This is a genomic window from uncultured Sutterella sp., from assembly GCF_937923675.1.
GTDB lineage: Bacteria > Pseudomonadota > Gammaproteobacteria > Burkholderiales > Burkholderiaceae_F > Sutterella.
This window is the reverse complement of record NZ_CALDXB010000029.1, coordinates 191,803-214,255: the sequence shown is the minus strand read 5'-3', so window position 1 is coordinate 214,255 and position 22,453 is coordinate 191,803. Positions and strand designations below refer to the sequence as shown.

Annotated in this window: 24 protein-coding genes and 1 tRNA gene; 16 read left to right on the top strand and 9 right to left on the bottom strand. The window is 60.4% G+C overall.

The genetic code is table 11. The features are described from left to right. The first annotated feature begins 50 nt into the window (after positions 1-50). Positions 51-2,318 carry a patatin-like phospholipase family protein gene (locus Q0106_RS03915; protein WP_297609071.1) on the top strand — a complete coding sequence of 756 codons (2,268 nt, stop codon included), beginning with the start codon at positions 51-53 and terminating at the stop codon, positions 2,316-2,318. 7 nt (positions 2,319-2,325) lie between these two features. On the opposite strand, the gene Q0106_RS03910 is transcribed toward Q0106_RS03915, so the two are convergent. Beyond that, positions 2,326-3,219: an AraC family transcriptional regulator gene (locus Q0106_RS03910; RefSeq protein WP_297609068.1), complete on the bottom strand. Its 894-nt coding sequence runs from the start codon at positions 3,217-3,219 to the stop codon at positions 2,326-2,328. A gap of 184 nt (positions 3,220-3,403) precedes the next feature. Between Q0106_RS03910 and Q0106_RS03905 the strand changes: the two genes are divergently transcribed. The 5 genes from Q0106_RS03905 to Q0106_RS03885 all read left to right on the top strand — a co-directional run bounded on the left by Q0106_RS03905 (position 3,404) and on the right by Q0106_RS03885 (position 6,735). Beyond that, the gene (locus tag Q0106_RS03905) at positions 3,404-3,910 is read left to right on the top strand and encodes a cupin domain-containing protein (RefSeq protein ID WP_297609065.1); all 507 of its coding nucleotides are present in this window, start codon (positions 3,404-3,406) and stop codon (positions 3,908-3,910) included. After that, positions 3,907-4,665, top strand: coding sequence for a carboxymuconolactone decarboxylase family protein (locus Q0106_RS03900; protein WP_297609062.1), 759 nt, complete (start codon positions 3,907-3,909; stop codon positions 4,663-4,665). The genes Q0106_RS03905 and Q0106_RS03900 overlap by 4 nt, the downstream gene beginning before the upstream one ends. Before the next feature lie 86 nt (positions 4,666-4,751). Further along, positions 4,752-5,159: a cytochrome P460 family protein gene (locus tag Q0106_RS03895; protein WP_297609059.1), complete on the top strand. Its 408-nt coding sequence runs from the start codon at positions 4,752-4,754 to the stop codon at positions 5,157-5,159. 24 nt (positions 5,160-5,183) lie between these two features. After that, entirely contained in the window at positions 5,184-6,230 is a 1,047-nt protein-coding gene (locus tag Q0106_RS03890) for an alpha/beta hydrolase (protein ID WP_297609057.1), read from the top strand. A gap of 76 nt (positions 6,231-6,306) precedes the next feature. Continuing rightward, complete coding sequence (locus tag Q0106_RS03885) at positions 6,307-6,735, top strand: cyclophilin-like fold protein (protein ID WP_297609054.1); 429 nt, start codon at positions 6,307-6,309, stop codon at positions 6,733-6,735. A 74-nt stretch (positions 6,736-6,809) separates the two neighbouring features. Here the strand turns inward: Q0106_RS03885 and Q0106_RS03880 are convergent, their stop codons facing one another. The 3 genes from Q0106_RS03880 to Q0106_RS03870 are packed head-to-tail and all read right to left on the bottom strand — an operon-like array spanning position 6,810 to position 8,266. Beyond that, entirely contained in the window at positions 6,810-7,280 is a 471-nt protein-coding gene (locus tag Q0106_RS03880) for a DUF2721 domain-containing protein (protein WP_139688185.1), read from the bottom strand. A gap of 12 nt (positions 7,281-7,292) precedes the next feature. Continuing rightward, positions 7,293-7,748 carry a DUF2721 domain-containing protein gene (locus Q0106_RS03875; protein WP_297609050.1) on the bottom strand — a complete coding sequence of 152 codons (456 nt, stop codon included), beginning with the start codon at positions 7,746-7,748 and terminating at the stop codon, positions 7,293-7,295. A 14-nt stretch (positions 7,749-7,762) separates the two neighbouring features. Beyond that, positions 7,763-8,266 carry a YbaK/prolyl-tRNA synthetase associated domain-containing protein gene (locus tag Q0106_RS03870; protein ID WP_297609047.1) on the bottom strand — a complete coding sequence of 168 codons (504 nt, stop codon included), beginning with the start codon at positions 8,264-8,266 and terminating at the stop codon, positions 7,763-7,765. Between the two features lie 157 nt (positions 8,267-8,423). Here Q0106_RS03870 and ruvX point away from each other — a divergent pair, with 157 nt between their 5' ends. Then, complete coding sequence (gene ruvX / locus Q0106_RS03865) at positions 8,424-8,843, top strand: Holliday junction resolvase RuvX (protein WP_297609043.1); 420 nt, start codon at positions 8,424-8,426, stop codon at positions 8,841-8,843. Between the two features lie 3 nt (positions 8,844-8,846). Beyond that, a complete protein-coding gene (locus Q0106_RS03860; protein ID WP_297609040.1) occupies positions 8,847-9,689 on the top strand; it encodes a lysophospholipid acyltransferase family protein in 843 nt (280 codons plus the stop codon). Between the two features lie 71 nt (positions 9,690-9,760). Here the strand turns inward: Q0106_RS03860 and Q0106_RS03855 are convergent, their stop codons facing one another. Beyond that, positions 9,761-10,582, bottom strand: a complete 822-nt coding sequence (locus Q0106_RS03855; protein ID WP_297609037.1) for a symmetrical bis(5'-nucleosyl)-tetraphosphatase — start codon at positions 10,580-10,582, stop codon at positions 9,761-9,763. Between the two features lie 142 nt (positions 10,583-10,724). Between Q0106_RS03855 and galU the strand changes: the two genes are divergently transcribed. After that, positions 10,725-11,564 (top strand): UTP--glucose-1-phosphate uridylyltransferase GalU, encoded by an 840-nt coding sequence (galU, locus tag Q0106_RS03850; protein ID WP_297609034.1) that lies wholly within the window; start codon positions 10,725-10,727, stop codon positions 11,562-11,564. Between the two features lie 83 nt (positions 11,565-11,647). On the opposite strand, the gene rfaE2 is transcribed toward galU, so the two are convergent. The 4 genes from rfaE2 to rfaE1 all read right to left on the bottom strand — a co-directional run bounded on the left by rfaE2 (position 11,648) and on the right by rfaE1 (position 14,699). After that, complete coding sequence (gene rfaE2, locus Q0106_RS03845) at positions 11,648-12,142, bottom strand: D-glycero-beta-D-manno-heptose 1-phosphate adenylyltransferase (RefSeq protein ID WP_297609031.1); 495 nt, start codon at positions 12,140-12,142, stop codon at positions 11,648-11,650. Then, positions 12,139-12,711 carry a D-glycero-beta-D-manno-heptose 1,7-bisphosphate 7-phosphatase gene (gmhB, locus tag Q0106_RS03840; protein WP_297609027.1) on the bottom strand — a complete coding sequence of 191 codons (573 nt, stop codon included), beginning with the start codon at positions 12,709-12,711 and terminating at the stop codon, positions 12,139-12,141. Before gmhB ends, rfaE2 begins: the two co-directional genes overlap by 4 nt. Beyond that, entirely contained in the window at positions 12,711-13,712 is a 1,002-nt protein-coding gene (rfaD, locus tag Q0106_RS03835; RefSeq protein ID WP_139688176.1) for an ADP-glyceromanno-heptose 6-epimerase, read from the bottom strand. Before rfaD ends, gmhB begins: the two co-directional genes overlap by 1 nt. Before the next feature lie 63 nt (positions 13,713-13,775). Beyond that, positions 13,776-14,699: a D-glycero-beta-D-manno-heptose-7-phosphate kinase gene (gene rfaE1, locus Q0106_RS03830; RefSeq protein ID WP_297609023.1), complete on the bottom strand. Its 924-nt coding sequence runs from the start codon at positions 14,697-14,699 to the stop codon at positions 13,776-13,778. A 212-nt stretch (positions 14,700-14,911) separates the two neighbouring features. On the opposite strand from rfaE1, the gene Q0106_RS03825 reads away from it, so the two are divergent. The 7 genes from Q0106_RS03825 (at position 14,912) to miaB (ending at position 22,411) form a co-directional block, all read left to right on the top strand. Further along, positions 14,912-16,294 (top strand): phosphomannomutase/phosphoglucomutase, encoded by a 1,383-nt coding sequence (locus Q0106_RS03825; RefSeq protein WP_297609020.1) that lies wholly within the window; start codon positions 14,912-14,914, stop codon positions 16,292-16,294. Between the two features lie 12 nt (positions 16,295-16,306). Next, a complete protein-coding gene (locus Q0106_RS03820; RefSeq protein ID WP_297609017.1) occupies positions 16,307-17,776 on the top strand; it encodes a glucose-6-phosphate isomerase in 1,470 nt (489 codons plus the stop codon). Continuing rightward, positions 17,773-18,744, top strand: a complete 972-nt coding sequence (gene waaC / locus Q0106_RS03815) for a lipopolysaccharide heptosyltransferase I (protein ID WP_297609014.1) — start codon at positions 17,773-17,775, stop codon at positions 18,742-18,744. Before Q0106_RS03820 ends, waaC begins: the two co-directional genes overlap by 4 nt. 14 nt (positions 18,745-18,758) lie before the next feature. Beyond that, a complete protein-coding gene (locus tag Q0106_RS03810; RefSeq protein ID WP_297609011.1) occupies positions 18,759-20,072 on the top strand; it encodes a 3-deoxy-D-manno-octulosonic acid transferase in 1,314 nt (437 codons plus the stop codon). Further along, positions 20,033-20,866, top strand: a complete 834-nt coding sequence (gene thiD, locus Q0106_RS03805; protein WP_297609008.1) for a bifunctional hydroxymethylpyrimidine kinase/phosphomethylpyrimidine kinase — start codon at positions 20,033-20,035, stop codon at positions 20,864-20,866. The genes Q0106_RS03810 and thiD overlap by 40 nt, the downstream gene beginning before the upstream one ends. A gap of 69 nt (positions 20,867-20,935) precedes the next feature. Next, a tRNA-Met gene (locus tag Q0106_RS03800) sits at positions 20,936-21,012 on the top strand. A 73-nt stretch (positions 21,013-21,085) separates the two neighbouring features. After that, positions 21,086-22,411 (top strand): tRNA (N6-isopentenyl adenosine(37)-C2)-methylthiotransferase MiaB, encoded by a 1,326-nt coding sequence (gene miaB, locus Q0106_RS03795; protein WP_297609006.1) that lies wholly within the window; start codon positions 21,086-21,088, stop codon positions 22,409-22,411. Positions 22,412-22,453: the final 42 nt, after the last annotated feature.

The following is a 22,453-nucleotide window of genomic DNA, read 5'->3' as shown; positions in this document are numbered from 1 at the left end:
CCGGACCGGGTGCATACAGCAAGCTTGAGCCAGAAGGAGTCGATAGAGCCATGCCAGAAAGAAGAACCTCAGCCGTTCTTGCGGCGCTTGCGCTCCTGGGGCTCTGCATTGCCGGAGCGGCCAATGCAAAAACGCCTGACGAGGTGCGTGCGGCGTGCCGCGCTGAAGGACGGCCCTGCGTGGGACTCGTGCTTTCCGGCGGTGGCGCCCGCGGTTTCGCGCATGTGGGCGTGATACGCGTGCTTGAGGAACTCGGCGTCAAGATCGACGTGATTGCCGGAACGTCCATGGGGTCCATGGTCGGGGGCGCCTATGCGGCGGGCTTCACGCTTTCCGAGCTCGAGGATACGGTTCTCGGCGTCGACTGGGACCGCATGCTCGGTCCGCGGCCGGACCGTCAGCTCGTCAACTGGCGCAGAAAGCTTGACGACTATAAGAGCCTCCCGTCGAGCGGACTTGAAATGTCCCGCGAGGGAACGCCGATGCTGCCTGCGGCTTTCGTGCCTTCGGAAGAACTCGAACTTTTCCTCGCCCGAAAAACCTCGGCCTTCGACATGGTGCGGGACCTTTCGAGGCTCCCCGTTCCCTTTGCTGCTCCCGCGACCAATCTGGTGACGGGCTATCGCGTCGTCATGCAGAAGGACTGCACGCTGAGGGAAGCCATGCGTGCGTCCATGTCCATTCCGGGTGCTTTTGCGCCGGCGCAATATAAGGGCGAGCTTCTCGTTGACGGCGGCCTCGTCGACAACCTGCCTGTAGAGCTCGCCCGTGAAATGGGGGCGGATGTGGTGATTGCCGTGAATGTCGGCACGCCGCTCTCAGATAAGGAGAAGCTCACGAATGTGGTCGGCGTGATGGCGCAGATGGTGAATCTCCTTACGGAACAGAATGTGAGAAAGTCGTTGGGCGAACTCTCTTCCAGGGATATTCTGATTACGCCCGACCTCGCGGAATATTCTTCCGCAGATCTCAAGAAAAGCGCGGAGATCATCGCCCGAGGAGAGGAGGCCGGGCGAAAAGCCGCAGAGCGGCTCAAGGAACTGGCGCGACCGAAGTCTGAATGGGCCGCGTGGAATAAAGCCCGTACGGAACTTTTTGATCCGCCTGAAAAGAAGAAGACCCGGGTCTATGAAGTGCTCGTTGACGAAGGCCGGAATTCCCGCATTCCTCCCGAGAGAACCATAGAGCGCGCCGCAATCCGGCCGGGCAGCGTGCGCACGCGCGGCGAACTCGATGCCGCAGCGCGCTCCGTATTTGCGGACGGATATTTTGAAAGCGTGACGTATCGGCTCGATCCGGGGCCTGACGGGACTTCCGTCGTGGTGCTGGAGCCCCGCGAAAAAGATTCCGTCTGGTCGAGCGTGCGTTTCGGCGGGTCGCTCGAAACCGATTTCGACAAGGTGAGTTCCTTCAACTTTCTCTTTGCGCATTCCTGGCATCTTCTAAACAGCTGGGGTGCGGAATGGCGCAACGAAATTCAGATCGGCGAGCGCCAGCGCTTTCTTTCAGAGTTCTATCAGCCGCTCGGAACCACGCTGCCGCTTTTTATTCAGCCGAGCATTTCCTTTGAACGCCAGTCCTACGACATTTACGGCACGGAAGGGAAGCAGGCGATTGCACGCTGGCGCGCGACGCAGTTCGACAGCCAGGTGTTGTTCGGCTGGGAAATGGCAAGACTCGGCTATGCCGGCATTTCCGCAGGCTGGATTTCCATGCGGGCCAAGCCGGAGATCGGCCGCGATCCGCCGCCTCAGGAGCGCTACGAAGCTCCCTATATCGGCGCGCATCTCTTCCTCGATACGCTCGACAACGTGAGCTTCCCGACAAAGGGATATCGCCTGACGGCCGAGGGGAGAACGAGCGACGAAAATATTGACGGCCGCGGCGGCACGCACGTCTTTGAAGTGAACGTGCTCGTTCCCTGGAGCAGGGAAAAATGGACGGCGCTGCTCGAGGCAGAGATCGGACGATCGACCGTTTCCGGCGCTTTCCAGCTCGGCGGCGCGAGCCGCATGGTGGGATCGCCCTACGGACGCTGGTCCGGGTCCCGTCTGGAATATGCGCGCTTTGCGCTCGCGAGAAATATTTCGGAATTCATGCCGCTCGAGGCGCCTGTCTGGGCCGGCGTGCAGACGGAATTCGGACGCGCCTGGAACAGCGTGATGGGTGACGACCTGACGAGCGGCGGGCGCGACTGGCATAAGTCGGTTTCGGCTTATGTCGGCATCGACAGCCTGATCGGACCGGTGATGCTGACGGTCGGCCGCACCATGGGGGAAGGTACCGGGATCTACTTCCTCTGGGGCTACCGGGAGTGAAGGCGCGTCAGGCGGCAAAGCCTGTACGCGCATCGTCCCGCGGCGAAAGGCCGAAGAATTTGCGGTAGTCGTTCGTGAACTGCGAGCTGCTTGCGTATCCAACCTCAAATGCTGCGCCCGAAACGGTTTTTCTGCCGCTTCTGAGGATGTTTCTGCCTTCGTAGAGGCGCAGGATTTTTTGGTACTTGATGGGGGAGAAGCCCGTCATGTTCTTGAAGTGCCGGTGGAGCGACGGTTCCGAGAGGCCGATGGTTCCGGCAATGTCCGCGACCGAAATGGGCTCGCGGAATTTTTCCTTGATCAGTGAAACCGCCGCGGCAATCTGATGGGAGTGCGTGCCGTAGGAACAGACGCTGCGGATCCAGGCGCCCTGAGGCCCGAGAAGAAAGCGCGCGTGCAGCTCGCGAATCAGGATTGGAGCAAGAAGGGAAATTTTCTCCGGAGCATCAGAGAGTTCCTGGAGGCGCAGAAAGTTCTGCGCGATGTCTTCCTCGCAGCGCGTGACGAAAAAGGGCTGCCCCGCCGGGTCGTCCGGAGCCTGAGCGTGTCCAAGCATGAGGGAGAGCTCCGCCATGAGGTCGCGGTTGAGCTCGAGAACGCAGGAAAGGAAGGGCTTCTCAATGGAGGCTTCTTCAATCGTTGTGAAGGAAGGGAAGTCAATGCAGGTGACGACCACGTCGCCCGGACCGTAGACATGCTCAATGTCGCCGACGCGCGTGCGCTTGCGCCCCTGAAAAATGAGCGCGGCATAGGGCTTTTGAAATGAGCGCTTTTCCCCGCGTTCGATGCGCTTGACGACATTGAATCCGGCAATGCCCGTGGGGTTGAAGCCGATGCTGCCGGCATGCTGCATTGCAAGGCGTGCAAGCGCTTCGCGAGTGGAATCAAGAATGAAAGGCATAAAGCGTTTCTGGAAAGGATTTCATATTTCCAAAATGATAGTTTGGAATATAAATAAAAGTACGTCCTGAGAGTTTTTAGCAGGTATTTGAGATTTTGCCTGTCTGTTGCCTGCAGGCTGATTCCTAAACTCCATCTCGTCGCGAATGAAGAGCGACACCGAGAAACTTCTGAGGACGAGAGAAATGCACAAGTTGATCAAAATGGCAGCCGCCGTCGGCGCCGCTGGCATCATGGGAGCCGCCGGGCCTGCCGCGGCGGCGGAACTGAGCCACACCATCGTTCACCCCGGGGATCTGCCTTCCAATGCGGGCGCGCATTCGACCTTCACGGGGCAGGTGCGTCACGACAGCATTAACCGTGCCGACGCCGACAGTCCCTACAGCGTTTCCATCGTCACATTTGAACCCGGCGCCAGAACGTTCTGGCATACCCATCCAGCCGGACAACGCCTTTTCATTCTGTCGGGCGAAGGACTGATCGGAACTCCGGACGGGAAGATCGAACGCGTTCACCCGGGCGACATCGTCTGGTGCCCGCCGGGGCTCAAGCACTGGCATGGCGCTGCGCCGAAGACCGCAATGAGCCACATGGCCTTCACCAACATGAAGGACGGCCGCAATGTCACGTGGATGGAAGAAGTCTCTGCGGACGACTATCACTTTCCTGAAGCCGGGGAGCAAGCGAAATGACAATGCTCGCAAGGACGACGAAGTCGGCTTTCATGTGCGCGCTCGGACTGGCCGCTTTTGCGGGCGGCGAAGTGTCGGCTTCCGATGGAGCGCTGAGTCCTGCGGATCAGGCAGTTGTGGCCATCGCAGCGCATACGGCGGACGGGAACCTCTCTGCATTGAAGGATGACCTCAACGACGGCCTCGACGCAGGGCTCACGGTGAATGAAATCAAGGAAGTGCTTGTTCAGCTCTATGCCTATACGGGCTTCCCTCGGAGCCTCAACGGCATTCATGCCTTTATGGACGTCATGGATGCGCGTCAGGCGGCAGGAAAGACCGATCCCGTCGGGCGAGAGCCCTCGCCCGTGCCGGCAGACCTAGACCGCGATCGCTACGGCGCTGAGATGCGCGCCAGGCTCGGCGGACGAACCGTGATTCCGCCGCCTTCGGGATATCAGCTTTTTGCTCCGGCGATCGATGCCTTCCTCAAGGAACACCTCTTCTGCGACATCTTTATTCGCGACAACCTGACGCATACGCGCCGGGAGCTTGCAACCGTCGGGGCGCTTGCCGGCATGACGGGGACTGCGGGACAGATGGTGTTCCACATGAATGCAGCCATGAATACGGGGGTTTCTGCTGCGGAAATGAAAAGCCTCGTGCAGGTGATACGGAGCGAATGCGGCAGCGATCGTGCGGATGCTGCAGAGGCGGTTCTTGAACGCGTTCTGCGCAATCGTGGACAACAGACAAAAACATCATCCGGGAGTTGAAGGTGATTTTTAAGAGATTTTTTGCATCAGCTTTATTTGCATGCGCCATTCTTTCTCAAGCGGGCGCGGCTTCAGCAGATCCTCGAGTGGCGCTTCCCGGGGACTGGTCCGACTGGGTGCTTTACCGCACGTCGGACCGCGGGAGCGTGATTGAAGACATGTATGCGCCCAAAGAGGTCATGGAAGCAATGAAGACGGCGGAGAGCTTCCCCTATGGATCACGGCTGCTTCTCATCGAATACCACTCCCGTTCCGGAGAGCGTGCCGGCGTGCGGCGCTACATCGTCATGCAGAAGGAAAAAGGCTGGGGCGCTATTTATCCCGAAAGTCTGCGCAACGGGGAGTGGGAATACCAGGCATATCACGGTGATCGCAGAGCATTTACGGAGAGCGAGGACCCGGTAAGCCGGTGCCTCTCATGCCACCGGAGCGCGGCTTCGAGCGACTACGTTTATTCCGCAGAGGACCTGAAGGCCGCTGCGCGCAGAAATTGATTTCTAAAAATGGGAGATTCCATCATGAAGACAAACATCAATCGCCGCAACGCCCTCAAAACGGTGGCCGTGCTGGGCGCGGCTTTGACTCCGGGGCTGGGTGCGGCCGCTGCTGCGCCGGCTCCGGCGGCCACGACGAAGCCGGCGGGGGACAACTGGTACAAGAGCAGCGCCGTCACGTCGGAACTTGTGCGCTTCAAAAACATCTACGGCTTTGAACTCGTCGGGAACCTTTATGCACCGGAAGGCCTGAACCGTTCGCAAAAGCATGCAGCCCTCGTCATCAGCCATCCTTTCGGCGCTGTCCGCCAGCAGTCTGCGCTTCTTTATGCACAGAAGCTCGCTGAAGCCGGATTCGTGACGCTAGCCTTCGACCAGTCCTACTGGGGAGAAAGCGGCGGAACGCCTCGGGGCTCCATCCTGCCCGACGTCTATACGGAGAATTTCTCTGCCGCGGTCGACTATGTCGGCACATTGCCCTATGTGGATCGGCAGCGCATCGGAGCGCTCGGAATTTGCGCGAGCGGCGGATTCGCGCTCGCTGCCGCCAAAATCGATACGCGAATCCGGGCCGTTGCTACCGTGAGCATGTACGACATGGGCGAATACTTCCGCACGGGGATCAACGGCGATCGCGCGAAGTCGCTTCGGGCATCCGATCTTGACAAAGCTGCAGCCTCCCGCTGGCAGACGGTGGATTCCGGCAAGCCCGTCTATGGCCCCGGGCAGAATGATCCGGTCTTTGCCGAAGCCGCGGAATCCAATGATTTCTACCGTACGTCGCGAGGACTTTATGAACCGAATGACCGCCGCAATACGCCGGCCACCTATGTGAAGTTCATGAATTTCTACCCGCTCAATGACCTGGATTCCATCTCGCCGCGCCCCATTCTTTTCATTGTGGGAGCGGACGCGCCCTCGCGCTGCTACACGGATGAAGCCTATAAGCGGGCGGACGAGCCGAAGGAGCGCTTCGTGATTGAGGGCGCCAACCGGACGGATCTTTATGACCGTACCGGCATGATCCCATGGGAAAAACTCTCGGGATTCTTCCGTGCAAATCTAGGCTGAGACATTCGGAAATGGGCCCAGGGCGCTTAATGCCCCCTGAACCCGGGTGATTGAGCGCTGCCCGGAGGGACGTACCATGCAGCGAAGAAAATTGCTGGCGTTTGCCGTGACGAACATGCTTGTTCATCAGGGCGCAGGCGCCGCGGAGACAATCAAAATGAAGATTCAGATTGAAGCCAGGGGAAAAAGCTGGACGATTCTCCTTGAAAACAATGAGACTGCCCGCGCGCTTTACTCAAAGCTCCCGCTTACGCTTGACTTAGAGGACCTCTACGGACGGGAGCTTTGCTATCGCTTCCGCGAGGCGCTGCCGGCCCGGGAAGTCGGGATACGCGGCTATGAGGTGGGCGAGGTCGTTTATTGGCCGCCGAGGCACAGCTTTGTGATTCTCTACCGACAGAACGGCGAAGCCTTCGACATGCAGTCGGTCGGCAGAGTTGAGAGCGGGATTGACGAACTTGCTCAATTGGGAGATGCAAAGGCTCGGCTCACGCGGGCAGAGTGATCGGACAGTCGCCGAAATGAAAAAGCCGGAGTCTCCCTCGGTGGAGATCCCGGCTTTTGCAATTTCAGCGGCAATCAGAGGGCTTCAGATTTTCCGCCTCCCGGAGGGATGTTCTTGACGGCGAGATTGAGCGCCTTGAGCGAGATGCTGATTTCGCTCGAGAAGAGAAGCGCTGAAAGCACGATGAGGAGCGTTGCGGCTACAAGAATCACGCTCTCGAGCACCATGAGATTGATGCCGAGGAAGCGGCTTCCGACGCTCACGGCAACGAGGAGTGCCGAGAGGAGTGCGGAGAGCGCAACCGACAGCATGCCGCGGCGCAGGAGCGAGGCGCGCATGTAAAGAAGATCGATTTCCTCGTCGATGATGGGAAGCAGCGCTTGAGAGGCGTCTTCGTGGCGCTTCTTCATCAGTTGGCGGATTCGGTTCGTCGCGTGGTTGTAGCGGTTCGTCATGCAGATCATGAGAAGGCCCACGCCGGAAATGAGCGTAATGGGACCGAGCGCCAGAGCGAGCGACTGATTGAATTCAGTGATGTTGATCATTTCAGGCCTCCGTTAGTCCATGGGCAGCGGGGACTTGCCCGGAAGGTGCTCGATGGCCATGCGAAGCGCATGCAGGGAGACGCGGACCTCAAGGCTGAAGTAGGCGGTCGATGCAACGATGAGCGCCAGAGCGAAGCCGAGCCAGATCGAGGAAGCGAAGACGAAGTTGAGGTTCGAGAGATGCGCGAAAACGTTCGTTGCGACGAGAAGACCCGAGCAGACGTCCGAGAGCACGAGGCAGAGCATCGCGCGGCGCAGATACTTGGCGCGGCGGAAGATCAGGTGAATCTCGCGGTCGATGTCGGGTTCGTTTTCATAATCGCCGGCTTCGCGTCGGGCGAGCAGCTGACGAATGCGGTCCGTCGTGTGGTTGTATCGGGCAACCATGCAGAGGAGCATCAGGCCGACGCCCGAAATGAGCGTGATCGGCGTGAGCGAATTGGCAAGCATGCCGGAAAAGAAGTCCATGACAGAGCTCCTGATCAGGCCGCCGCCGGGGCTTCCCGCAGGAAGTCGGCAATCTTCGGATTCACGATGCGCTTGAAGTCTTCGGTCGAAATGATGATCGAGACGTCGCGGCCGCCCGCATTGAAGGCGAGTTCGTCGTAGCGCGTGAAGAGCGTCGGGTCGCAGATGAGCTCAAGATCCGGGTGGAAGCTTACGGGAGGAACGGCGCCGAAAATGCAGCCCGTGAGCTCCATCACTTCCTCCGGAGAGGCAAGCGATGCGCGGCGGCCGCCGACAGCGGCGGCGAGCTTTGCGAGGTCCGCCTGCATGTCGGCAGGAAGAACTCCGAGGACGTGCTTCTTGACGCCGTTGCCCTTGACGGTGCAGCAGAGGGCTTTGGCGCCCTGGCCGAGTTCGGTGCCGCGGATTTCCGCAACAGACTGGCTGGACTGTCCGGCCTGGGGGTGATGGACGACGCGGAAGCGGGCGCCGCCTTCAGTGAAGAGCGTCGTAAGGCGCTCGAGGACGTGGTCGATCATGATGAGAGCGAGAGGCTTGGGTCAGAAAGCGTTTTTCTTATGTGCCGCGCTTAGAATACGCCGGTTCAGGCAGAGAACTTTTGCGCGGTTTTTTCTAATAGAAAACCGGAAAGTGTACGCCTGCAGGTGATATTTTTCTTCTTCAAGGATGCTTTTGATGGAAATTCCTCAGGGCGTGGTTCTGGCATTCGACTTCGGTCTCGCTCGTACGGGCGTGGCAGTCGGCAATACCCTGACGGGTACGGCGCGGGCGCTGGCGATCATTGATTCGCCGACGAATGATGCGCGCTGGCAGGGCATTGCGCCGCTCATTGAGGAGTGGCAGCCGGCATTCCTCGTGGTCGGCGTGCCGCGCATGGGGGACGGAACGCCGTCAACCCTTACGGCGCGCTGCGAGCGATTCGCCCGGCAGCTTGGCGGGCGCTTTAGGAAAAAGGTCTTCACCGTCGACGAGCGTTTTTCTTCCGTTGAGGTCTCAAACGGCCGCGAGCGCATTGACGACAAGGCTGCGGCCGTCATCCTTGAGCAGTTTTTCCGCGAGGCCGGTACGGCTTCGGATTCTTCCAGCTTAGAGTGAACCATGCGATACGTTGTCGGTTCAGTAAGACTCGTCTGTCTCTTCTTCCTGACGATTTTCATCTTCTTTGTGGCTATCGGCATCCTTCCGGTGCTTCAGGCCCGTTCGCGCGCAAAGGTGATCAAAACCCTGGCGCCCGTCATTCCCTGGGTGCTCGGAATGAAGGTTGCCGTCAAGGGCCGCATTCCGAATGAGGCGGCCGCCCGCGGCGTGCGCGAGGATGGTCCGGGGTATCTCGTGAGCGCGAATCACATTTCCTTCATGGACATCTTCCTCATGGATTCCATCCTGCCGGTGCGCTTCATTGCCAAGAAGGAAATCGGCAGCTGGCCTGTCTTCGGGCCGATCACCACCCATGTCGGCACGATCTACATTGACCGCTCGAGAAAGCGCGCCGTTCTTGAGGTTGCGGAAGCTATGGCGGCGGCATTGAAGGAAGGCACCAACGTTCTCTTCTTCCCGGAAGGCACGACGGGTCCGGGCGACAAGCTTCTCCCCTTTTATGCCAATCTTTTCGCCGCGGCGGAGCCTGCAGGTGCGGACCTCCTCCCGGTAACGATTCGCTATACGCTCGACGGCAGGACGTCGCTTATTCCCGCATATGCGAGCCTGCCTCTCTGGACGGTGCTCAAGCAGATTGTCTTTACTCCGGGGCTCGTCGCGGAAGTCACCATTCTCGATCCGATCCCGACGGCGGGGCGCGACCGGCGCGACCTCGCGCTCGAAGCCTCCCGCGTCATGGCGGGCGCGCTCGGCTGGCCCGATGCGACGGCTGAGAAGGAAAAGGCGCGCGAAGAAAAGCTTCGCCAGGCAGGCGTGCATCACGCTGACGCCGCCCGGGCGTAAGCGGCGCCGCAGAACGCAAAAGGCAGGACGCTCAACAGCATCCTGCCTTTTTTGACGACTGGAGACGGACTTCAGGAGTAGGCCTTCGGATCCGCCCAGCAGGGACACTTTTCCGTGAAGATCCGCCGGTCGCGGATTCTGAGCGCCGTAAGCTCGCCGCCCCAGAGGCACCCCGTGTCGATGGCCATCAGATCGGGGCGATTGATGAGGCCGAGCGTCGACCAGTGCCCGAAGCAGACAGGCGCGCCCGCCGTCTTCCTGAGCGGATAGTCGAACCAGGGCATGAGGTTGGGAGGCGCCTTTCCCGTGCCTTCCTTCTGATCAAAGTCGAGCTCGCCGGTTTCGCGATCGACAAAGCGGATTCGGGTGAAGCCGTTGAGAATCGCGCGCATGCGGGCTTCGCCCTTGAGATTGGGATCCCACTGCGTGCCGCCGTACATGCCGGCAAGCGCTTCCTTCCAGTGCTTCCCGGAGAGGCGATGTTCAGCTTCCCGCGCGAGCATTCTCGCTGTGGGCAGATCCCAGGCGGGATTCATGCCCGCATGAACGAAAGTAATGCCCTCGCGCTCAATCATGAGCGGCCGGGCGCGAAGCCAGTCGATGAGCTCGTCGCGGTCGGGGGCCGACAGAATGTCGGAGATGGTGTCGCGGCGATGAACGCTGCCGGCGCCGGCGGCTACGGCGAGAAGATGAAGATCGTGATTCCCGAGAAGCGTTTCGGCGCGGCTCCCGAGGTTCTTCACAAAGCGCAGCGTTTCAAGCGATTCCGGGCCGCGGTTCACAATGTCGCCGAGAAAAAGAAGTTCGGCATCTTCCGGGATCTGTTCGAGCAGTCCCTTCAGGCTTTCAAGGCATCCCTGAAGATCTCCGATCGCGAAAAGTTCGCGCGCCATGCGAAAAGTCCTCCGTTTCTTGCTCAGTTGCATCAATGCGCGCTAAGCTCCTGCGCGCATCTCTCGTGCGCAGGCATTCTAAAGCGGCATCAGCTTGGCGGATGTCCTGCCCCGTCCAGCGATATTCAAGGTTTGAGTTCATATGAAGCCCGTCCGTAAAGTAGTCTTCCCCGTTAATGGTCTCGGCACCCGCTTCCTTCCGGCCACCAAGGCGATGCCGAAGGAAATGCTCCCGGTCGTCGACAAGCCCCTCATTCAGTACGCGCTTGAAGAGGCTGCCGCCGCCGGCGTGACGGAAATGATCTTCGTCACCGGCCGCCACAAGCGCGCCATTGAAGACCATTTCGACCGCTATCCGGAACTCGAGCGCGAGCTTGAGATGAAGGGCAAGGAAGAGCTCCTCGAAATCGTCCGCGGCATTGTTCCGCCGGGCGTGCGCTGCATCTACATCCGTCAGCCCGTTCCGCTCGGACTCGGCCATGCCGTTCTTTGCGCTCAGCCCGTGGTGGAGGATTCTCCCTTCGCCGTGATCCTTGCAGACGACCTGATCGACGGCAAGGTTTCGACGACGCTGCAGCTCATCCGCGCCCGCGAGGAGCAGGGCGGCGGGTCGGTCGTCGCCGTTCAGGACGTGGCGCCCGAAGAAACGAAGAAGTACGGCATTGTGAGCGTTGACGACCAGACGCAGAATACGTCCCGTCTGCGCGGCATCGTTGAGAAGCCTGATCCGAGCGTTGCGCCTTCGCGCCTTGCCGTCATCGGCCGCTATGTCTTTGAACCCGAAATCTTCGACCACCTCGCGAAGATTGCTCCGGGCGTCGGCGGCGAAATCCAGCTCACCGACGGCATCGCCTCGATGCTCAACGAATCGCCCGCTTATGCTCATCGCTTTGAAGGCACGCGCTTTGACTGCGGCAGCAAGCAGGGGTTCCTCGACGCCACGATTCACTTTGCGCGCAAGCGCGGCTTCCGCATCGGGTGATTGCCTGCGGACTGAATCCATGAAAAACGGCCTGTCGGAGAATATCCTTCAGGCCGTTGGCATTTCCGGAGACTCATGAGGAGCTATCCGGCTCTCACTTTTTTGAGGAGCGCCGTCGTCGAGCGCTGGTGCTCAAACGTAATCGTGATGCACTTTCCGCCCCAGGTGGCGGCAAGCTTTGCCTCCGGAAGGTCCTCGGGTTCATAGTCCCCGCCCTTGACGTAAATCTCGGGACGAGCGAGCTCAAGCGGCTTCAGCGGCACTTTTTCCGGGAAAATCACGACGAGATCGACGGACTCGAGCGCCGCGACGACAGCCGCACGGTCGTCTTCCGTATTGATCGGGCGGTCGTCGCCCTTGCCGAGCATTCTGACCGAGGCGTCGCTGTTGATGGCGAGAACGAGGCTCGCGCCCAGCGCTCTTGCCTGCGCGAGATAGGTGACGTGTCCGCGGTGAAGGATGTCGAAGACGCCGTTGGTGAAGACGACAGGTTTGGGGAGTTTCGCCGCACGAAGAGGAAGCTCCTCCATCGTGCAGATCTTCTTCTCAAATGACGGCGGCGGGCAGCGAAGGCTCATTGTGCTTCTTCCATGAAGGACGCCATCCAGTCGGAGCGGACGGCAGAAAGGAGGTCCCGGGCGGCGTGCGTGGCATCGGGCGAGGGTTCGGGCAGAAATTTCCCGTCGGTGCCGAGAAGCACGCGTTCGGGGAGTCCGGCAAGACGTCCTGCGGTGCAGTCGCCCGGCTTGTCGCCGAACATGATGGAGCGGCTGAGGTCGATCTGCAGCGCTTCGGCCGCGGCAAGGATCATGCCGGGCTTGGGCTTTCGGCAGCTGCAGTCGATGCGCCAGGGCGGAAGCGCCTTTTCCGGATGATGCGGGCAGAAGCGCACGTCGGCGATGGGTGCGCCCGCACGGGCGAACTCGTCCTTCATCCAGTCGGTGAGCTTCTGGAAGTCCTCGATGCTGTAGTAGCCCCGTCCGATGCCGGACTGGTTGGTGACGACGACAAGGAGAAAGCCCGCATCATGGAGAATCCGGGCGGCTTCAAGCACGCCCGGAATCCATTCGAAATGCTCCCGGTCGTGGACGTAGGCGTGATCGATGTTGATCACGCCGTCGCGGTCGAGAAAAGCTGCGCGCGTCATCAGGCGACGGTCGGATACTCTTTGAGGAGCACCTTCATGTAGTCGGACGTGCCTTCCTCGACGGAGCGGAATTCAACGTCGCAGCCCGCGGCGCGAAGCTTCTCGAGGTTGGCCTGCGTGTAGGCCTGATACTTGCCCTTGAGTGCTTCCGGGAACGGAATGTACTCAATTTCGCCGGCTCCCACGGCTTCTTCAAGCGTGTAGGCGGGAAGCCCCTCGCTCTCGCGAATGGTATTCACGACGGAGAGCGAAACGGCGTTGAAGGGCTGGGCGCGGCCGGTGCCGCAATTGAAGACGCCCGACACCGGACGATCGAGGAAGTGCATGAGGACCTTGCAGACGTCCTCGACGTAGACGAAGTCGCGTTCCTGCGCGCCGTTGGCGTAGCCGAGGCAGCCCTCAAAGAGCTTCACCTTATGGTCGCGCCGGTACTGGAAGTACTGGTGGAAGGCGACGGAGGCCATGCGGCCCTTGTGCTGCTCATGGGGACCGTAGACATTGAAGTACTTGAGGCCGATCACGGGGGCGCGAAGGTACCCGAGCTCGCGGCGCAGCACCTGGTCGAAGAGGTACTTCGAGTAGCCGTAGACATTGAGCGGGCCTTCGTAGCGGACGTCTTCAATGAATTCGGTGTGCGCGCCGTAGGTGGCGGCCGACGAGGCGTAGATGAAGGGGATGCGCAGCTCCTGAGCCCAGCGGTAGAGCTCAAGGGTGTAGCGGTAGTTGTTCTCCATCATGTACTTGCCGTCAAGCTCCATCGTGTCCGAGCAGGCGCCCTGATGGAAGATTGCTTCCGGCTTCGGGGCCGTTCCGGCGCGGACGCGCGCGATGAAGTCGCGCTTGTCGAAGTAGTCCGAAATCGCGCATTTCGTGAGATTGACGAACTTCTCGCTCTTCTCAAGATTGTCGACGGCGATGATGTCGGTAACGCCGCGCTTATTGAGCGCGATCACATTGTTGCAGCCGATGAAGCCGGCTGCGCCCGTAACGAGAATGCTCATTCAGATTCCTAAACGGAAAGGAAACAAAAAACCAGAAGGGCGTCATTCGCGGCCGTCTGAGGCTCACGCGAAGAGCTCCTCATAGGATACTGCAGCGGTGCCGAGTTTCCCGACAACGATGCCGCCGGCGCGGTTGGCAATCCGGACGGCGTCCTCAATCGGCATGCCGGTCGCAAGCATCGCGGCGAGAATGGCGATCACGGTGTCGCCCGCGCCCGAAACGTCGAAGACTTCGCGCGCCTGTGCGGGCACGTTGAATTCGCCCTCGGGTCCGAAAAGCGTCATGCCTTCCTCGGAGCGCGTGAGAAGGAGGTAGGAAAGGTTGAGTTCGCGGCGCAGGTTCTGGGCGCGCTCGATGAGCGAGGCTTCAGACGACCAGCTCCCGACGACCTGGCGCAGTTCCGCGCGGTTGGGCGTAATGACGGTGGCTCCGCGATAGCGGCTGTAGTCGTCGCCCTTGGGGTCGACGAGAATCGGGAGGTTCTTCGCGCGGGCGCTTTCAATCATGTCGGCGATGTGCGAGAGCCCGCCCTTGCCGTAGTCGGAGAGCACGAGCGCATTGGTTTCCGAGAGAAGTTCGTTGAAGAGGCCGAGGTGGCGCTTCAGAACTTCTTCGGCCGGGAAGGCCTCAAAGTCGCAGCGCACAAGCTGCTGCTGACGGGCGACGACGCGAAGCTTCACCGTCGTATTGAGCGCCGGATCGAATTCGATCCGGGGCGTAATGCCTTCCTCGAGGAGGAGCCTTTCAATCGTGCGGCCCGCTTCGTCGCTTCCGAGAACGGAAAGAAGCGTGGAGGATGCCCCCACGGAGGCAATGTTGCGCGCAACGTTGGCGGCGCCCCCGAGGCGTTCCTCGGTGCGGGTCACGCGCACGACGGGAACGGGAGCTTCCGGGGAGATGCGTTCGGCGTCTCCGAACCAGTAGCGGTCGAGCATGGCGTCGCCCGCAACGAGAACGCGGGCGTTTTTGAGCTGAGCTTTATCCATTGGTGGCACTTCAGGATCAGATGGAGAGGCTGAGCCTCTCCGGAATCAATTTCTCCGGATTGTAAATGGGCCTTTCTGCCTGCGCGAGATCGGCAATTCCCGCTGTGCCTCCCGGCTAAAATTAAAGGCTTACTTCAGAAGCGGTACGGGGCTCTTCAGACTTGACGGGCCTTGCTCGCTTCCATTCGGTTTCTGTCCGGAGATATAGAGAGATGCAGCTTGATTCTTCCATTTTCAAGGCGTACGACATTCGCGGCATAGTCGACAAGACCCTTACCGAAGAGGCTGTCCGTGCTGTCGGCCGGGTGCTCGGCACTCTGGCGGTGGAAGCGGGAGCCCCCTCATTCTGCGTGGCCCGCGACGGTCGCGTTTCCGGCGAGCGGCTGCTCAATGCCCTGATTGACGGTATTGCCTCAACCGGAATCAAGGTGCTCAATGCCGGCGCAGTTCCGACCCCAGTTCTTTACTACGCGACGAAGTACTTTGGAAACGGCACCGGCGTTGCGGTCACGGGGTCGCACAATCCCCCTGAATGGAACGGCCTCAAGATGATGGTCGCGGGGGTAACGCTCTTTGCCGACAAGATTCAGGACATCCGCCGCCGCGCGGAAGTGGGCGACTGGATCACGGCGGAAAAGCCCGGCGAAGTCGAGGTGATCGACGCCGTCGACCCGTACATTGAAAAGGCGCTCTCCGGCATCAGGATTGAGCGCCGTCTGAAGGTCGTGGCGGATGCCGGAAACGGCATCGGCGGCCCCACCATGCTGGCGCTTTTCTCGCGCGTCGATGTCGACCTGATCCCGCTCTTCTGCGATCCGGACGGCACCTTCCCCAATCATCATCCCGATCCTTCAAAGCCCAAGAACCTTTCGGATCTCATTGCCCGCGTGAAGGAAACGGGTGCGGACTACGGCTTCGCGATCGACGGCGACGGCGACCGCCTGGGCGTCGTCACCAATACGGGCGACATCATTTTCCCCGATCGCCTCATGATGCTGTTCGCGGCCGACATTCTCACCCGTCATCCGGGAGAGCCCATCGTCTACGACGTGAAATGCTCGAGAAAGCTCGTCGACTGGGTTGCGCAAAAAGGCGGCATTCCGACCATCAGCCCGACGGGGCATTCGCTCGTGAAGGCGAAGCTGCGCGAAACGAAGGCGCCCTTTGCGGGCGAAATGTCCGGGCACCTCTTTTTTAATGACGAGCGCTGGACGGGCTTTGACGACGGCATCTATGCGGCTCTGAGGCTCCTTGAGATTCTTTCCCGCTCTGAGGATCCGTCCGAAACGCTCAGGAGCCTTCCCAACGCCGTCAATACGCCGGAACTTCAGATTCCCATGGAGGAAGGCGCCCCCAGGCGCTTTATTGAACGCTTCAGCGCCGGATGCAGGTTCGACGACGCCGAACATGTGATTACGGTGGACGGCGTCCGCGTGGAATGGAAGGACGGCTTCGCGCTTGCACGCTCGTCCAATACGACGCCCGTTGTGGTGCTCCGCTTTGAGGGCGATACGCCGGAAGCGCTTGCGCGCATTGAAAAGCGCTTCACGGATGAAATGAAGCGCATTGACCCTTCGATCACCATTCCTGCCTGAAGGAACCATCCGATGACTTCCGCTTCCAGCAAAAAGACTCAGGCTCCCGTGAGCGTGCCTTTTCTGCGCGACAGTGCTCCCGACCGTACGGAAATCCGCGCCTGCGGCATCAAGCTTGATATTTCCCGTCAGCGCATTTCCGCCGCGGACTTCGACGGCCTTCTGAGGTTCGTTGAAAAGAAGGGACTTCTCGAGGCTCACCGGGCAATGGTTCAGGGGGCAACCGTGAACCAGGGCGAACATCGTCAGGCGCTTCATACGTCGCTGCGCGCGTTTTCTGCCGAAGCGCCGCGATACGACGAGGTGCTTGCCGAAAGAAAGCGCCTCTTTGACTTTGCGCAGCGCGTGCGCGACGGCCGCTGGCGCGGCTGCCGCGGCGACCGCATTACCGATGTGATCAATATCGGGATCGGCGGCTCGGAAATGGGCCCGCTTGCTGTCTGGCATGCGCTCAGAACGGCGAACCCTGATCTCAGGCTTCACTTTCTGGCTTCCGTCGACGGCGTGCTCCTTGAGCGCATTCTTTCCGTCTGCAATCCCCGTTCAACCCTTGTCGTCGTTTCCTCAAAGAGCTTTACGACCCGCGAAACGCAGGTGAATGCGACAGCTGTTGATCAATGGCTTCTCGACAACGGCATTGTGGGCGCTGACAGAAGCCGCCATATGGTGGTGGTGTCAGCCAATGCTGAAGCGGCCGACATCATGTGCCTGCCGCCCGAAAACCGCTTCCGTCTCTGGAATTGGGTGGGCGGGCGCTTCTCTGTCTGGAGCTCCATCGGTCTGCCCGTCGTGCTTGCGCTGGGAACGGAGGCTTTTACGGAATTCCTGATGGGCGCCAATGAAATGGACCGGCATTCGGTTTCTGCGCCTGAAGCCGAGAACATTCCGGTGCTTCTCGCCATGATGGAGTACTGGAATGCGACCAAGATGGGCATCACCTCCCACTGTCTGCTGCCCTATGACGAACGGCTCCGCGTGATCGTTCCCTGGCTGCAGCAGCTCGAGATGGAGTCGCTCGGCAAAACGCACGGCCCTGACGGGCATCTCGTTGAAGGCAATACCGGACTCGAGGTCTGGGGCGCCAACGGCAACGAAGGTCAGCACAGCTTCTACCAGTGGCTGCGCGACGGAACCGGCAGAACCAGCATTGATCTCGTCTGGAGCGAAATGCCCGGGCACCGTTATGCCGAGCACTACCGCGTGCTTCTTGCAAATGCCCGTGCGCAGGCCGAAGCGCTCGTCATGCGCGGCCCGGAAAGCCCCTTCTTCAACGCCGTATCGACGATCGTGCTCGATGCCGTGACGCCGAGGCGCCTGGGGGCGCTGATGGCCATGTACGAACATAAGACCACGATGCTCGGCCACCTCTTCGGACTCAACCCCTTCGATCAGCCGGGCGTCGAGCTCGGCAAGCGGCTTTCGAGAAGTGCTGAACGCGGGCTTGACCCGAAGAAGGCTCTCGCTGAAGCGAGTGCGTCATGAAAGGGGCAAAGCGCATCCTCATCATCAAGTCTTCGTCCATGGGAGACATCATTCATGCGCTCCCCGTAGCGCATGACATCCGCAGGGCGCTCCCTGATGCACGGATCGACTGGGTGGCGGAGGAGAGCTTCCGGGACATTCCGCTTCTTGCGCCTGCGGTTGAAGCCGTGCGCGTCACGGCCTTCCGCCGCTGGCGAAAGTCTCTTCTGAGCGCAGGGACGCGTGCGGAAATCGCATCCCTGAAGCGGGAGCTGACAGCAGAGCATTACGACTGCGTTCTCGATATCCAGGGGCTCATGCGCTCCGCGCTTGTCGCCCGCTGGACGGGCGTGCCGTCCACCGGGTATACGTGGGGGACCATCCGCGAGCCGCTCGCGTCTCTTGCCTATGCGCACAAGCTCGATCTTCCCGAGTCATTGGGCGCCGTAAAGCGATATCGGCTTGCAGCGGCCGAGACGCTCGGCTACGAAATCGATCCGGAACATCCGCACTTCGGACTTCTTGCGAAGGGAGAGCCTTCCGTCAAAACGGATGCGAAGACCGTTTCCTTTGCTGTGAATACGAGCCGCGATGAAAAGCTCTGGCCGGATGATTCCTGGATGGAGCTTGGCCGCAGGTTCATTGCCGAGGGTCTTACGCCCGTTATTTACTGGGGCGGCGCGAAGGAAGAGGTGCGTGCAAAGCGTGTGGCGGCCGGCATTCCCGGCGCCGTAGTGGCGCCGCGCGCCCGGCTTTCTCAGGTTGCCGTGAGTCTCGCTCAGGCCGAACTGATGGTCGGCGTCGATACGGGGCTGGCTCACCTCGCCGCAGCGCTCGGCTGCCCGAGCGTCGGGATATTCGTTGCAACGCCTACGGAAACGCTCCGTCTCATTGGGGACGGTCCCTGCGAGAGCCTGGGCGGCACGAATCAGATGCCTACGGTCGACGAAGTGTTTGAAGCCTCCCGCCGCGTGCGCGCACAAAAATAAAGAACTAAAGAATTATGAAAATCACCCCCGGGCTTTACCGCGCCATTACTACTGTGGCGCTTCCGCTTGCCAGTCTCTATCTCATGTGGCGTTCGCGCCGGCAGCCGGCCTACCGAGACTATTGGGACGAACGCTTTGCCTGGGGGACCTATCCCCTGAGAACCCAGCGGCCGCGCGTCTGGATTCATGCGGTGAGCGTCGGGGAAACCAATGCGGCCAAGCCCCTTCTTGAAGCCATGCTTTCCGCCTGGCCCGAATGCGACGTGATTCTGACGCATATGACGCCTACCGGACGAGAAGCCGGAAAAAAGCTCGTGCGCATGGCGCCCGAGCGCATCCATCAGTGCTATCTCCCCTATGACGCGCCCTATGCGGTTGAGAAATTCGTGCGTCAGACGCGGCCTACGCTCGGAGTCATCATGGAAACCGAGGTCTGGCCTAATCTCATGCGTGAAATGAAGCGCCGCCAGATTCCGGTGGTGCTCGCCAATGCACGCGAGAGCGAAAAGTCCCGCGCGCAGGCTGCGCGCTTCATGGACATCATGGCGCCGGCCTTCAGTTCATTTTCTGCCGTGCTTGCGCAGAGCGACGAGGATAAGGAAAGGCTTGAGAGCCTCGGCGCCGTCGATGTGCAGGTAACGGGAAGCGTCAAGTTCGACATCCGCCCGGACCTCTCTCAGGTGGCGACGGCGAAAGCGCTCGCCGCACGATTGACGCGCCCGGTGATCCTCATCGCCTCGACCCGCGACGGCGAAGAGGCGATGTTTGCCGAAGCCCTGAAGACGCACGCCGATCTGCTGCGGAAAACTCATGTCGTGCTCGTTCCCCGTCATCCGGAACGATTTGATCGTGTGGAGGCGCTTCTTAAGGAGTCCGGCTTCAGGGTCGTGCGCCGTTCGCGGCTCCAGGCGCCCGAGGAACTGCCTCCGGATACGGACGTCATCCTCGGCGACAGTATGGGCGAAATGAGCTTTTACTGCGCCCTTGCGAGCGTCACCATCATGGGCGGCTCCTTCGCGCCCTGCGGTTCGCAGAATGTGATCGAGCCCGCGATGGCAGGTTCTCCGGTAGTGGTCGGACCTTCGACCTTCAACTTTGAGCGCATCATCCGCGAAGGCATTGCCGCCGGCGGCATGGTGCAGGTGAAGAGTGCCGCGGAATCGCTTGATGTGGTTGAAAAGTGGCTCGCTGATCCGCAGGAGCGGGAACTGGCAGGCGCCCGGGCAGCAGATTTCGCCCGGCGCTGCGCCGGCGCAACCGGCCGCATGATGGCTGTACTGGAGAAGTTATGGACGTACGCGCGCAAAAACGAATCCCGAATGTACTGACGATCGCCGGCATTGACCCTTCGGGCGGAGCCGGGCTTCTGGCCGACGTGAAGGCAATGAGCGCACTCGGCGCCTACGCGGCAGGTGTCCCCGCAGCGCTCACGGCGCAGAATACGCGGGGCGTCAGCGGCGTCATGCCGATCCCGGCAGCTTTCGTTGAGGCTGAGCTTGAGGCAGTGTTTTCCGACCTTCAGATCGATGCCGTCAAGATCGGGATGCTCAACGACGCCGGGGTTATTGAAACGGTCGCTTCTCAGCTTGAAAAGCATTCTCCCCGCTGGATCGTGGTCGATCCCGTTATGGTGGCAAAGAGCGGAGACAGACTCCTGCGCGAGGATGCTCTTGATGCACTGAAGCGCCGCCTGATGCCGCTCGCAACCCTCGTGACGCCTAATCTCCCGGAGGCGGGAGAGCTTCTCGCCAGGGGAGAAATGAAAAGCCGGGAGGAAATGTCGGCGGCCGCACAGGACATCAGGGCGCATCTTCATCCTGAATGGGTGCTTGTGAAGGGCGGCCATCTCTCGGGCGAGGAATCTGCGGATTGTCTTTGCGGGCCGGACGGCTTCACGGAATGGTTTTCTGCGGCGAGAACAAACACCAAAAATACGCACGGGACCGGCTGCACGCTTTCGTCCGCCATTGCAGCGCTTCTGCCGCAGACGGAAAGCGTTCCTCAGGCAGTAAGAAAAGCGAAGGAATATCTCACGGGCGCCATTCGCCATGCCGATGATCTTTCTGTTGGCGGCGGGCACGGGCCCACGCACCACTTCTGGCAGCTGTGGCAACAAATGTAATTATTTGTAACTAATCCGATTCATTCTCTTGACGACTTCAAAAGTGATCGGCATAATCACATCCTCTTCGGCGCATTAGCTCAGTCGGTTAGAGCAGAGGAATCATAATCCTTGTGTCCGCGGTTCGAATCCGTGATGCGCCACCAAATTTCGAAGGAAGCCCTGCCAGTGTGCGGGGCTTTTTTCTTATCTGCATATTTCACGCAACGGGTATAAGCCGTGACCGCGAAAAAACTCTATCTCCGCAGCTTCGGCTGCCAAATGAACGACTACGACTCCGGGCGCATCGCTGATCTGCTCGAGGAGCGCATGGGTCTTGAAAAGACGGAGAGCCTCGATGAGGCCGACGTCGTCATTCTGAATACCTGCTCAATCCGCGAAAAAGCGCAGGAAAAGGTCTTTTCCGACCTGGGCCGCATCCGCGAGGCGAAGAAGTGCCGTCCCGGCATGATGATTGCCGTAGGCGGGTGCGTGGCGAGCCAGGAAGGAAAGAAGATTCTTGACCGCGCGCCCTGGGTGGACGTGGTCTTCGGGCCGCAGACGCTTCACCGCATCCCTGAGCTTCTTGCCGAAAGGGAAAAGACCGGCCGCGCGCAGGTCGACGTGAGCTTCCCCGAAATTGAAAAGTTTGATTCGCTTCCCGCACCGCATGCGAGCGGCGCGGCGGCCTTCGTTTCGATCATGGAAGGCTGCTCCAAGTACTGCACCTACTGCGTCGTTCCGTATACGCGAGGCGAGGAAATTTCGCGTCCGCTCGTCGACGTTCTGGTGGAAGTCGCTCAGCTCGCCGATCAGGGCGTGAAGGAAGTGACGCTTCTCGGACAGAACGTGAACGCCTACCGCGGACGGACGCCTGCCGGCGACGAGGCGGACTTTGCGCTCCTTCTCGAATACGTGAGCGAGATTGAGGGGATTGAGCGCATTCGCTACACGACGAGCCATCCGCGCGAATTCACGCAGCGTCTGATTGATGCGTATAAAAAGCTCCCGAAGCTCGTCTCCCACGTGCATCTGCCGGTGCAGTCGGGGTCCGACCGAATCCTCGCCGCCATGAAGCGCGGTTATACGGCGCTTGAATACAAGTCGATCATCCGGCGCCTCAAGGCGGCGCGTCCTGGAATTGCGATCGCCACCGACATCATCGTCGGGTTCCCCGGCGAAACGGAAGACGACTTTGAGCGCACGATGGATCTCATTGAGGACGTCGGGTTTGATGCAAGCTTCAGCTTTGTCTACAGCCCGCGTCCCGGGACGCCGGCCGCACGGCTTCCCGACGACACGCCCTACAGCGTGAAGCTCGCGCGCCTGCAGCGCCTGCAGAAGCGCATTGATGAGAATGCTTCGGAAATCAGCCGCGGCATGCTCGGTAAAATCGAGCGTGTGCTCGTTCTCGGGCCAGCGAGACGCGGCGAAGGCGAACTGATGGCCCGGACGGACAACAACCGCATCGTGAATTTCCCCGGCCCGGCGTCGCTCATCAATCAGATGGCGAACGTGCGCATCACGGAAGTCTTTCCGCATACGCTCGGCGGCGAACTCGTCTGAGACGCTTTTCTAAGGAACTGTCATGCCCGAGGAAGGAAAAAA

Excerpts from the sequence above, each read along its gene's own strand:
- waaC (WP_297609014.1), top strand. The coding sequence starts at position 17,773 with ATGAAAGGGGCAAAGCGCATCCTCATCATCAAGTCTTCGTCCATGGGA.
- Q0106_RS03825 (WP_297609020.1), top strand. The coding sequence starts at position 14,912 with ATGCAGCTTGATTCTTCCATTTTCAAGGCGTACGACATTCGCGGCATA.
- Q0106_RS03880 (WP_139688185.1), bottom strand. The coding sequence starts at position 7,280 with ATGATCAACATCACTGAATTCAATCAGTCGCTCGCTCTGGCGCTCGGT.
- thiD (WP_297609008.1), top strand. The coding sequence starts at position 20,033 with ATGGACGTACGCGCGCAAAAACGAATCCCGAATGTACTGACGATCGCC.
- gmhB (WP_297609027.1), bottom strand. The coding sequence starts at position 12,711 with ATGACGCGCGCAGCTTTTCTCGACCGCGACGGCGTGATCAACATCGAT.
- Q0106_RS03915 (WP_297609071.1), top strand. The coding sequence starts at position 51 with ATGCCAGAAAGAAGAACCTCAGCCGTTCTTGCGGCGCTTGCGCTCCTG.
- rfaE1 (WP_297609023.1), bottom strand. The coding sequence starts at position 14,699 with ATGGATAAAGCTCAGCTCAAAAACGCCCGCGTTCTCGTTGCGGGCGAC.
- Q0106_RS03875 (WP_297609050.1), bottom strand. The coding sequence starts at position 7,748 with ATGGACTTCTTTTCCGGCATGCTTGCCAATTCGCTCACGCCGATCACG.
- Q0106_RS03910 (WP_297609068.1), bottom strand. The coding sequence starts at position 3,219 with ATGCCTTTCATTCTTGATTCCACTCGCGAAGCGCTTGCACGCCTTGCA.
- galU (WP_297609034.1), top strand. The coding sequence starts at position 10,725 with ATGAAGCCCGTCCGTAAAGTAGTCTTCCCCGTTAATGGTCTCGGCACC.
- Q0106_RS03855 (WP_297609037.1), bottom strand. The coding sequence starts at position 10,582 with ATGGCGCGCGAACTTTTCGCGATCGGAGATCTTCAGGGATGCCTTGAA.
- Q0106_RS03905 (WP_297609065.1), top strand. The coding sequence starts at position 3,404 with ATGCACAAGTTGATCAAAATGGCAGCCGCCGTCGGCGCCGCTGGCATC.
- Q0106_RS03810 (WP_297609011.1), top strand. The coding sequence starts at position 18,759 with ATGAAAATCACCCCCGGGCTTTACCGCGCCATTACTACTGTGGCGCTT.
- Q0106_RS03885 (WP_297609054.1), top strand. The coding sequence starts at position 6,307 with ATGCAGCGAAGAAAATTGCTGGCGTTTGCCGTGACGAACATGCTTGTT.
- Q0106_RS03900 (WP_297609062.1), top strand. The coding sequence starts at position 3,907 with ATGACAATGCTCGCAAGGACGACGAAGTCGGCTTTCATGTGCGCGCTC.
- Q0106_RS03870 (WP_297609047.1), bottom strand. The coding sequence starts at position 8,266 with ATGATCGACCACGTCCTCGAGCGCCTTACGACGCTCTTCACTGAAGGC.
- rfaD (WP_139688176.1), bottom strand. The coding sequence starts at position 13,712 with ATGAGCATTCTCGTTACGGGCGCAGCCGGCTTCATCGGCTGCAACAAT.
- rfaE2 (WP_297609031.1), bottom strand. The coding sequence starts at position 12,142 with ATGAGCCTTCGCTGCCCGCCGCCGTCATTTGAGAAGAAGATCTGCACG.
- ruvX (WP_297609043.1), top strand. The coding sequence starts at position 8,424 with ATGGAAATTCCTCAGGGCGTGGTTCTGGCATTCGACTTCGGTCTCGCT.
- Q0106_RS03820 (WP_297609017.1), top strand. The coding sequence starts at position 16,307 with ATGACTTCCGCTTCCAGCAAAAAGACTCAGGCTCCCGTGAGCGTGCCT.
- Q0106_RS03860 (WP_297609040.1), top strand. The coding sequence starts at position 8,847 with ATGCGATACGTTGTCGGTTCAGTAAGACTCGTCTGTCTCTTCTTCCTG.
- Q0106_RS03890 (WP_297609057.1), top strand. The coding sequence starts at position 5,184 with ATGAAGACAAACATCAATCGCCGCAACGCCCTCAAAACGGTGGCCGTG.